This window comes from Paenibacillus sp. sg306046, from assembly GCF_059821225.1.
In genome coordinates this window covers 459,628-469,359 of the sequence record NZ_JCAMRT010000001.1, presented here as the reverse complement: position 1 = coordinate 469,359, position 9,732 = coordinate 459,628, and the positions used below count along the sequence as shown (strand labels likewise).

Genomic DNA, 9,732 nt, shown 5'->3' with positions numbered 1-9,732 from the left:
GGGAACCACGCGTACCCATCCCGAACACGACCGTTAAGCCTTCCAGCGTCGATGGTACTTGGACCGCAGGGTCCTGGGAGAGTAGAACGTCGCCAAGCGGATTCCCGTAAGGGATTTTCAAAAAGTGGTTATTGGGCTCGGTAGCTCAGTCGGTAGAGCAGAGGACTGAAAATCCTCGTGTCGGCGGTTCGATTCCGTCCCGAGCCACCATAGTTTCACGGAGGCTTAGCGAAGTGGCCAAACGCAGCAGACTGTAAATCTGTTCTCTGACGAGTTCGGTGGTTCGAATCCATCAGCCTCCACCATTTAAAAAGTATGAGCCATTAGCTCAGTTGGTAGAGCACCTGACTTTTAATCAGGGTGTCGTAGGTTCGAGTCCTACATGGCTCACGTTTATTTTCATGCGGTTGTGGTGGAATGGCAGACACGCTATCTTGAGGGGGTAGTGGGCGTACGCTCGTGGAGGTTCGAGTCCTCTCAACCGCACCATCATTCATATGCGTTCGTGGCGGAATTGGCAGACGCGCTAGATTCAGGTTCTAGTGGGGTAACAGCCGTGGAGGTTCGAGTCCTCTCGAGCGCATCATGAGTAATAAATTCGGGATATCGAATAATTCAAGTCGTTATCCCGAATAGCATGTGCCCTTAGCTCAGCTGGATAGAGCGTTTGACTACGAATCAAAAGGTCGGGAGTTCGAATCTCTCAGGGCACGCCATTTTTATGACGTACAACGCAGCTTTAGTTACGAAAAAATATAAGCTTTTGTGTCCTTATGGATGCAAAAGCTTTTTTTTGCATCCATCAATTCACTATTTCTCGTCTTGTTTCGCTTCCCGAAGCGGATTATTAAGCAATTTGGACTTTGCGTTGCTGCCCTCACCTTGTCCGTTCTTTGACTGCTCACCTTTGCTTTGCTCGCCGGGGCCTGACTGCTGCTGACCGCCTTCAGTGTTGTTTTGCTTCATTTTGGCCCAAGGGTTGCCGCTCCGGCGAAGCTGCTTCTGCATCTCAACTTCCCGTTGTAAAGTTTCTTCTTGCGTTTTCTGTAAACGTTCTAACTGCTTCTTCTCCTCAGCGCGTTTTTTTGCATCCATCTGGTATTCCTGCTGCTTAATTTCCTGGTACATCTTCATTTGCTGCTGGAGTTGAGTATCTATCGGATTGTTTTGCTGTTGCGTTGCCGCCTTATCCTGTGCAGGCTTTTGTGGTTGTCCACAGCTTGTCAATAACAGAAGAGACAGGACCAGCCAGCCGCCGGCTGCATAATGAGTGAGCTTGTGCATAACGGTTCCCTCCCCAAGCTGGCGGCGGGCGCCAGCAAAAGATTGAATGATGTAGGCATAGCTTAACCCGTTCCGCCGAAAAAAATGTTATCGGAGGCCGTTTTGTATTATGATGGAGGTAGTCGTTTGTCAGCTTCGGATGCTGGAGGCAATAACAGCTTATGTAGACAATACGAACACCTTCACATCCTTTTTCACTCCAAATTTTAACGCTTGCTCCACTTCCGTCATGTATACGTCGATCCGGGGGCCGCGAATGGCGGAACCGATGTCTTCGGCTTGGCGCAGGCCTAGTCCGTCAATAAATACAGTTGTTCCTAACGGAATAATCTGAGGATCAACGGCGATCGTCCGGCCTTCTTCCGCTTGACTGCCGCTGTAGGTAATGCCGTACTGAGGGTGTCCGGGTGTTTTGCCTGTGGATTCGTATCCGGCGGTATATGCCGTTAAGGTGGTAGTGAGCACTTGCTTGACGACGGCTGTCCCGTCATCGGTTAGCTGCAAGTCTGGCTTGTGTATGGGGATGGCTAGCAGCTGCCCGACGGTCAGGTGATTGGGATCAGACAAAGGATTGCTGGCTTTCAATTCCTTTAAGGATACGTCAAACGCACGGGCAATCCGGTATAAAGTGTCTCCGGATCGAATCTGATAGGAAAGGGTGGGGGAGCGCAGCGAGGCGTAAGCCGCGTTATCATCCGGCAGTGAAGGCTGGAACGAGTCCACGTCCTCCGAAGCGACGTAGAAGTCATTGACAAAAAAGGCAGGGGCGGCATCGTTTGAAGATTTGTAGGCCCATACGGAAGCTGTTGGAAAAACCGTCATACAGACTAGGAAGGTAAGGAAGGTAGTCCATACAACAGACAGCATGATCAAACGAAAGTGAGCAAAACCAGGCATCAACACTCAATCCTCCTCTAGTACATTCAATAGGCTCTAGCACTAGAGTTGCCGGATTGAGAGAATTCTAAACCAATACTTATCTGCAGGGAGGAATGGCCATGGCCAGATTGGAAGGAAAACGAATCGCAGTTACTGGTCCGCGCAAGGCAGCAGAGATCAGTGTCATTATCGAGAAAATGGGTGGAATTCCGCTTGTCCGGCCGGCCCAAGGGACGGTAGCTGTAGATGGCGAGCTGGTACAGGCGGAGGTCAGAAAATTAATTGAGCAAGGGGCAGACTGGTTCATTTTGACGACTGGCGTCGGCACGGAACTGCTCGTTCAGGCGGCGGAGGCAATAGGAGAAGCCGAGGCGTTTATCAAGCGGCTTGGCGAGGTACAAGTGGCCGCTCGTGGCTACAAAACAGTTAATGTGTTGAAGAAGCTGGGCGTTCAACCGGCGGTTCGGGATGATGACGGGACGACAAGCGGCTTGATCCGTGCGCTGGAAGGCTGTAATTTGTCGGGCAAGCGGGTTGCACTGCAATTATACGGTGATCATGCTCCGCGGCTTGTACAATGGCTGGAGGCGCAGGGAGCGTCGTACCATGAAATATTGCCGTACCGCCACATACCGCCTGAGCTTGAAATGGCTAACCTGCTGCTGGATGAAATTGCGAACGGCGAGCTGGATGCGGTAACGTTCACCAGTACCCCGCAGGTACGGTTTCTGATGCAGCATGCGCGGGAAAGAGGTTTGGCTGATCGCGTGGTGACTGCCTTTTCCGGGCGTACCATTGCTGTAGCTGTAGGCAAAGTGACAGCCGAATCACTGCGTGAAGAAGGAATTGAGCGGATCGTTGCGCCGGAGGAGGAACGGATGGGAAGCATGGTCGTAGCGCTTGCCAAATATGTGCAAGATGAGTCCGGGATTTGAATGAACAGGTCATAATATGATACACTTGTATTAATTACGTGAAGATGACAGCATCAAGAAAAGGAGGAGGAGGACATGAACCTAAATCCGAACAACCGTGCGACGAAGCCGTTTGTGTTGGTGTTATCGGTGATCCTTCTGTTTTCGTTTCTTGCTCCTGTGATTGAGGTCAGCGTAGCGACAAGGGCGACAGGGTTAAATTTGAGCCATTACGTACACTATACGTATTGGGCCGGGATGCTGCAGCTGGCCAAATCATGGTGGCTGCAATCCGTATTTGCGTTTGCTTATGTGCATCTGCTGCTGTCGTTTATCCGGGTTAAGCTGCCGGGGTTGATTTTGACCTCAACCATCGCCACTATATTACGAAAGACATTATTGCGTCCTCTAAAATTCACCTCGCTGTATGTTGGAATGAACCTTCATTTGTTGAGATAAACTAACATATGGAGGGAACCAACGATGACAAATATTCGAGAAACCGATTTGCCCGGCATCGGGCGCAAGTACCAGCTGATTACAGCAAGCGGCGACAAGGTTGTTGTTATTATTCATGATGACGGCCGCCGTGAAATTTACCAGTTTGATCCGGATGATCAGGATGAGACACTTGCTGTGCTTACGCTTGAAGACGAAGAAGCACGTGTGATCGCCAGCATTGTCGGCGGGATGCAGTATAAGCCTAAGGCGCTTGAAACCATAGAGGTAGCGCTGGACGAACTGATTATCGAATGGTACAAAATCGAGCCTCATTTTTATTGCGTAGGCAAAACGGTCGGCGATTTGAAAATCCGCCAGGAAACCGGAGCCAGCATTATCGCCATTGTGGAAAAATCGCAGAAGAAAAAAATAAATCCGGGACCAGATGTGACATTGACCGCAGATGCACTCCTGATTGTTGCAGGGGAGCGAAGGCATTTCAAAGCGCTTAAAGCGATGCTGGCAAGCGGGAGTTCGCTATGAACGATCACTTCGTACTGGAAGTTGGGTTGGCGGTAGCTTTGATTGCGGCAGCCGGACTGCTTTCGGCGAAGCTGCGGTTTTCCGTAGTTCCGTTTTATATTCTAATCGGCATGGCGGTTGGACCGCATGCCCCTAAGCTTGGCGTTTTCGATTTCAGATTTATCGAGAGCGCCCCGCTTATTGAATTTATGGGACGGCTAGGCGTATTGTTTTTGCTGTTTTATCTGGGTCTGGAATTTTCCGTAGGCAGGCTGATTAAGTCAGGCAAGTCGATTGCCTTCGGCGGTACGGTCTATATTTTGATCAACTTTACACTTGGTATTTTACTTGGCGTTATGTTTGATCTTCCGTGGATGGAAGTGCTGGTGGTAGCGGGCATTACAACAATATCGTCCAGTGCGATTGTTGCAAAGGTCCTTGTCGACCTCAAGCGGACAGCGAATCCCGAGACGGAAATGATTCTTGGCATTATCATGTTTGAGGATGTATTTCTTGCGGTTTATATTTCAATTCTTTCGGGTCTCGTACTCAGCGGCGCAACATCGGTTGCCGGTGTAGCCATGTCCGCGGTCATTGCCCTCGGATTTATGCTAGGCTTCCTGATTATTGGCCGCAAGGCGCTTCCTTTCCTTAACCGGATACTGAACATCCGTTCTAATGAACTGTTCCTGCTTGTTGTATTCGGCGGGCTGATGATTGTCGCAGGCTTCTCCGAAACCATTCATGTTGCCGAGGCAATCGGTGCGTTGCTGTTTGGCCTTGTGCTGGCGGAGACGAACCATATGAAGCGGATTGAGCATATGATTCTGCCTTTCCGTGATTTCTTCGGAGCGTTGTTTTTCTTCAGCTTCGGATTAACCATTGATCCGTTTGGGCTGGGCGGTGCGGTTTGGCTGTCGCTGGCCGCAGTAATTATTACATTGATCGGTAACTTTGCAGCAGGCATGGTAGCAGGCCGGAGCGCCAAGTTGTCACCTCAGGCCTCCGCCAATATCGGTTTGACGATTGTCTCGCGCGGTGAATTTTCCATCATTATGGCCAATATCGGCAAGGCAGGCGATTTATTGCCGCTGCTACAGCCATTCGCTGCGCTGTATGTGCTTATTCTGGCGATTTTGGGACCGCTGCTGACCAAGGAATCCAAAGCGGTGTTTAAGGGGCTTAACCGCTTCTTACCGCTCGGTGGCAGCAAAACGGCTAAGAAGGCAGCAGAAAGTACACCGAAGGTGCAGGAAAGTCGGCAGGAAGGCCAATAAAAGATGAGAGCCACAACAAATAAGCTGCTTGGTCTATGGCAGAACGCTTATTTGGTTGAGCAGAAGAGGTATGGTATACTTTTCCTGTCGGAAAAGCGTAACATACCTCTTTTTGCTGAGGTTAGGAGGTTCAAGGATGGTAGCGTCCGTTGTTCAGCTTACACAGGTAACTAAAAAAATAGGGTCCAAAACGATTGTTGACGGATTGACGTTTGAAGTCAGGCCAGGCGAGGTGTTTGGATTTCTCGGGCCAAACGGGGCAGGAAAAACGACAACGATCCGAATGATGGTAGGACTGATGTCGATGTCCGGCGGTGAAATCAAGGTTTTGGGACGAAGTGTTCGCGATCAGTTCGAGGAAGCGATGAGCCACGTCGGAGCGATTGTGGAAAATCCGGAGTTTTACGGGTTTATGACCGGTTATCAAAATCTTGTGCATTTCGCGCGGATGATGCCGAATGTGGACAAGCAGCGGATCGAGGAGGTGATCCAGCTCGTGCGGCTGGAGAACCGGATTCAGGACAAGGTGAAGACGTATTCGCTTGGCATGCGCCAACGGTTGGGTGTTGCTCAGGCGATTTTGCATCGTCCGTCCGTACTTATTTTGGATGAGCCGACGAATGGGCTTGATCCCGAGGGAATTCGCGAGCTGCGCGATTATTTGCGTACGCTGGCCAAGGAAGAAGGGCTGGCTGTTATTGTATCCAGCCATTTGCTGTCCGAGATGGAGCTGATGTGCGACCGGGTGGCGATTATTCAGAACGGCCGTCTGTTGGATGTCCGCTCCTTCAAGGAAACGGAGGCGGGCGGCGAGCTGACCGAAATTCGCTTCGAGGTTCAAGACTTGACCGCCGCAAGCGCCGTGCTTCAGGAGGCCGGCTATACGGTTCGCATCGAAGGCGCGGAGCTGTCGCTTCGGGTACAGGATCGCCGTAACACCGCGGCTGCGCTGAACGCCCGGCTTGTCGCCGCAGGAGTGGCCGTATACGGCATACGGACCATTACGAAAACACTTGAGGAGCAGTTCCTTGAGGTGACGAGGGGGAATCGGATTGTCTAGTCTGCTTGCGCTCGTCCAGAATGAAAATATGAAAATTTACAGTCGGCTGCGAACCTGGATTATGTTTGGCATTTTGGCATTGACGATCATTATGGCCGGGGTCATGATGAAGTTTGTCCTTGAAATTCCTTATACCAATGTGCTCCAGTTTATGGGCGCAATGACGTATTTGACCGGACTGTGTTCCATATTCAGCGTCATCGTCGCCGGAGATATCGTCGCTTCGGAATTCAGCTGGGGGACAATCAAGCTGCTGCTGATTCGCCCGGCCTCCAGGAGCAAAGTGCTGGCATCCAAACTGATTGCTGCACTGCTGTTTATGTGCGGCCTATTGGTGCTGCATTTCATTTTATCGTATTTCATCGGGCTTCTTTTGTTTGGGGTCGGCGAAGGGCTCATTCCGGGAGAATCGTTTGGCGGAATTGCACGTGCCTATACGCTGGATACGATCAGCATCGTGATGACTGTGCTCGTTGCGTTTATGATTTCCGCAGCCTTTCGCAGCAGCTCGCTGGCGATCGGCTTGTCCATCTTTTTGCTGCTGAGCAAGGACGCTGTGCTAGCCATACTGGCCAGATTGAAATATACATGGGTCAAATACTTTTTATTTGCCAACACTGATTTGCAGCCGTATTTGACACCAGGAGGCAAGCCGCCGGTTGAAGGGATGACGCTTGGATTTTCCGTGACGATGCTTGTCCTGTATGCTGTCCTGTTTTATGCCATTGCGTGGCTGTTGTTTACGAAAAGGGATGTGGCAGGGCATTAAGCTGGAAGCGCGTATCATGGGCCGCTCGGTATCCAAACATTAAGGTCTCGTAAATGTGGCGCAGAGAAAAGGATTATGGCGGGTCATGTCGAATCTTTTTGTGTTGGACAATTTCGTAAAAAGGGGATTTATGGCAGATCATGATCGAATTTAAGAATGTCTCCAAGATCTATCCCAACGGAACCGTTGGTTTGAACAAGTTGAACCTGACGATCAAAAAGGGCGAATTTGTTGTGATTGTCGGCTTATCGGGCGCCGGTAAGTCAACGATGCTCCGTTCGATTAATCGTCTGCATGAAATTACCGATGGTCAAATTTTAATCGACGGTCGCTCCATCACCTCGGCCAATGGCTCCGAGCTTCGCCGGATGCGCCGTGATATCGGAATGATCTTCCAGAGCTTCAATCTGGTCAAGCGTTCAACCGTATTGCGGAATGTGTTATCCGGACGTGTCGGCTACCATTCGACTTTGCGCACCTTGCTTGGCTTATTTCCGAAGCAGGATATCGAGCTTGCTTTTAACGCGCTGGAGCGTGTGAACATTCTTAACAAAGCTTATTCCAGAGCGGATGAGCTGTCCGGCGGGCAGCAGCAGCGTGTTTCGATTGCCCGGGCGCTGGCGCAGGAAGCAAAAATTATTTTGGCGGATGAACCGGTCGCTTCGCTTGATCCATTGACTACTCGCCAGGTGATGGATGACCTGAAGCGCATTAACCAGGACCTCGGCATTACAACGATCGTTAATTTGCACTTTATTGACCTGGCCCGTGAGTATGCGACCCGGATTATCGGGCTGCGTGCCGGTGAAGTGGTGTTTGACGGACCGGTGGCGGAAGCAACCGATGAGAAGTTCTCCGAAATTTATGGCCGGGCCATCAAAAAGGATGAGCTGCTGGGGGTGGAGGCGTAATGACGGAGTCGGACCGCAAACGCGTTCTGCAGAAGCCCTCCCGCATGAAGTCGTATATGACGACGCTGATCTTGATCGTCCTGCTCTGGTGGAGCGCGGAAAATACCGAATCGAGCCTGACTCGGCTGATCACCGGATCGCCTGAAATGGGCAAGCTGCTTGTCGAGATGTTTCCGCCCGATTGGAGCTATATTGATGTCGTATGGGCTCCGATGATGGAAACCGTACAGATGGCCGTAATTGGTACGACAATCGGCGGCTTGCTGGCCATTCCGATTGCCCTGCTGGCAGCGAGCAATGTTGTTCGGACGCCATGGCTGTACCAGCCGGCTCGTTTTATCCTGAACTTGATCCGTACCATTCCGGAGCTGCTGTTCGCAGGTTTGTTTGTTGCTGTGTTTGGGATCGGAGCGGTTCCGGGCATTCTTGCGCTCATTTTTTTCTCCTTCGGACTGGTCGCCAAGCTGACTTATGAATCCATCGAAGCGATTGATCCGGGTCCGCTGGAGGCGATGACGGCGGTTGGAGCGAACAAGATGCAGTGGATACAATTTGGTGTGCTGCCTCAGGTGGCGGCGCAATATATGGCTTATTTTTTATACACCTTTGAAGTAAATGTACGTGCGGCTGCGGTGCTTGGACTTGTCGGCGCGGGCGGGATCGGATTGTATCTTGACCGTACGCTCCAGCAATTCCGGTATGACCGTTCCTCGCTTATCATCATTCTGACGCTGGCGATTGTGCTGATCATCGACTATGCCAGCACCAAGGTAAGGGAGAAGCTGCTATGACGACAAGACCTGTACCCAAAAAATCGTTTCGTATCCGTTACTGGCTGGTAGCCCTCATCGTACTGGCTATTTATGTATGGTCGTTCACTGGGATTGAATATACCGGTCTGGTGGCAAGCGCCGGCAAAGATTTTGCGGCCATCATGCGCGGGTTGTTTAATCCTGATTGGGAATATGTGTATCGGCCGGAGGGTGAAGACTTGCTGCGCGGGCTGCTGGATACGTTAGGCATCTCAATTATCGGGACATTTATTTCTGCAATTTTGTGTGTGCCGTTTGCTTTCTGGGCAGCCAATAACATGAGCCGGCATCGTTCGGTATCAGGCAGCGGAAAATTTATGCTCAGTGTCATTCGTACGTTTCCTGAAATCGTGATGGCAATCATCTTCATCAAAGCGGTTGGGCCTGGCGCTTATGCGGGCGTACTGGCGCTCGGGCTGCATTCGATCGGGATGCTCGGTAAGCTGTACTCCGAGGCTGTCGAAAATCTGGATCTCGGCCCATCCGAAGCGCTGACAGCTTGTGGCGCAAACCGGCTGCAGGTGCTCTGGTTTGCCGTAATGCCGCAGGTGCTGCCGCATTTCTTCTCGTTTGCGCTGTATCGCTTTGAAATTAATATCCGGTCCGCGTCGATTCTTGGTTTGATCGGTGCAGGCGGAATCGGCGCTCCGTTGATTTTTGCCCTGGAGGCCCGTGCGTGGGAGCGTGTCGGCGTCATCCTGCTGGGCATCATTGTGATGGTTACGATCATCGACCTGATCTCATCGTCCATCCGCAAGCGTCTCGTTTAACCAAGGTTGCGGAGATGAGGCCTGCTGCACAAACCCGATCAAGGGGCTGTCCTGAACACCAGCATAGGCTGGCTTCAGAGACGGCCCCTTTTT

Annotated in this window: 11 protein-coding genes, 6 tRNA genes and 1 rRNA gene; 16 read left to right on the top strand and 2 right to left on the bottom strand. The window is 51.3% G+C overall.

All coding sequences use genetic code 11. The annotated features are described in order from the left end of the window. The 7 genes from rrf to AC6ROY_RS02005 all read left to right on the top strand — a co-directional run. Positions 1 to 98, top strand: a 5S ribosomal RNA gene (rrf, locus tag AC6ROY_RS02035); the annotation flags it as partial. 36 nt (positions 99 to 134) lie between these two features. After that, positions 135 to 210 (top strand) — tRNA-Phe (locus AC6ROY_RS02030). Positions 211 to 219: 9 nt separating this feature from the next. Then, a tRNA-Tyr gene (locus AC6ROY_RS02025) sits at positions 220 to 305 on the top strand. Positions 306 to 317: 12 nt separating this feature from the next. Then, positions 318 to 390, top strand: a tRNA-Lys gene (locus AC6ROY_RS02020). A gap of 13 nt (positions 391 to 403) precedes the next feature. Continuing rightward, positions 404 to 489, top strand: a tRNA-Leu gene (locus AC6ROY_RS02015). Between the two features lie 10 nt (positions 490 to 499). Further along, positions 500 to 583: transfer RNA gene (locus AC6ROY_RS02010), tRNA-Leu, on the top strand. Positions 584 to 639: 56 nt separating this feature from the next. Continuing rightward, positions 640 to 716: transfer RNA gene (locus AC6ROY_RS02005), tRNA-Arg, on the top strand. A 94-nt stretch (positions 717 to 810) separates the two neighbouring features. Here the strand turns inward: AC6ROY_RS02005 and AC6ROY_RS02000 are convergent. Both AC6ROY_RS02000 and AC6ROY_RS01995 read right to left on the bottom strand, forming a co-directional pair. Further along, a complete protein-coding gene (locus AC6ROY_RS02000; protein WP_500098272.1) occupies positions 811 to 1,284 on the bottom strand; it encodes a hypothetical protein in 474 nt (157 codons plus the stop codon). 159 nt (positions 1,285 to 1,443) lie between these two features. Beyond that, positions 1,444 to 2,181 carry a 3D domain-containing protein gene (locus AC6ROY_RS01995; RefSeq protein ID WP_500098294.1) on the bottom strand — a complete coding sequence of 246 codons (738 nt, stop codon included), beginning with the start codon at positions 2,179 to 2,181 and terminating at the stop codon, positions 1,444 to 1,446. A gap of 101 nt (positions 2,182 to 2,282) precedes the next feature. On the opposite strand from AC6ROY_RS01995, the gene AC6ROY_RS01990 reads away from it, so the two are divergent. The 9 genes from AC6ROY_RS01990 to phnE (AC6ROY_RS01950) all read left to right on the top strand — a co-directional run bounded on the left by AC6ROY_RS01990 (position 2,283) and on the right by phnE (AC6ROY_RS01950) (position 9,639). Further along, positions 2,283 to 3,098, top strand: coding sequence for a uroporphyrinogen-III synthase (locus tag AC6ROY_RS01990; RefSeq protein WP_500098271.1), 816 nt, complete (start codon positions 2,283 to 2,285; stop codon positions 3,096 to 3,098). A 75-nt stretch (positions 3,099 to 3,173) separates the two neighbouring features. Next, complete coding sequence (locus AC6ROY_RS01985; RefSeq protein WP_500098270.1) at positions 3,174 to 3,536, top strand: hypothetical protein; 363 nt, start codon at positions 3,174 to 3,176, stop codon at positions 3,534 to 3,536. Positions 3,537 to 3,560: 24 nt separating this feature from the next. After that, entirely contained in the window at positions 3,561 to 4,061 is a 501-nt protein-coding gene (locus tag AC6ROY_RS01980) for a cation:proton antiporter regulatory subunit (RefSeq protein WP_500098269.1), read from the top strand. After that, a complete protein-coding gene (locus tag AC6ROY_RS01975; RefSeq protein ID WP_500098268.1) occupies positions 4,058 to 5,317 on the top strand; it encodes a cation:proton antiporter in 1,260 nt (419 codons plus the stop codon). The genes AC6ROY_RS01980 and AC6ROY_RS01975 overlap by 4 nt, the downstream gene beginning before the upstream one ends. A gap of 136 nt (positions 5,318 to 5,453) precedes the next feature. Next, positions 5,454 to 6,377, top strand: a complete 924-nt coding sequence (locus tag AC6ROY_RS01970; protein ID WP_500098267.1) for an ABC transporter ATP-binding protein — start codon at positions 5,454 to 5,456, stop codon at positions 6,375 to 6,377. Further along, a complete protein-coding gene (locus AC6ROY_RS01965) occupies positions 6,370 to 7,146 on the top strand; it encodes an ABC transporter permease (RefSeq protein ID WP_500098266.1) in 777 nt (258 codons plus the stop codon). Before AC6ROY_RS01970 ends, AC6ROY_RS01965 begins: the two co-directional genes overlap by 8 nt. Before the next feature lie 140 nt (positions 7,147 to 7,286). Continuing rightward, on the top strand, positions 7,287 to 8,057 hold the full coding sequence (gene phnC / locus AC6ROY_RS01960) for a phosphonate ABC transporter ATP-binding protein (protein WP_500098265.1): 771 nt from the start codon (positions 7,287 to 7,289) through the stop codon (positions 8,055 to 8,057). Next, complete coding sequence (gene phnE / locus AC6ROY_RS01955) at positions 8,057 to 8,848, top strand: phosphonate ABC transporter, permease protein PhnE (protein WP_500098264.1); 792 nt, start codon at positions 8,057 to 8,059, stop codon at positions 8,846 to 8,848. The genes phnC and phnE (AC6ROY_RS01955) overlap by 1 nt, the downstream gene beginning before the upstream one ends. Continuing rightward, complete coding sequence (phnE, locus tag AC6ROY_RS01950) at positions 8,845 to 9,639, top strand: phosphonate ABC transporter, permease protein PhnE (RefSeq protein ID WP_500098263.1); 795 nt, start codon at positions 8,845 to 8,847, stop codon at positions 9,637 to 9,639. Before phnE (AC6ROY_RS01955) ends, phnE (AC6ROY_RS01950) begins: the two co-directional genes overlap by 4 nt. The last annotated feature ends 93 nt before the right edge of the window (positions 9,640 to 9,732 follow it).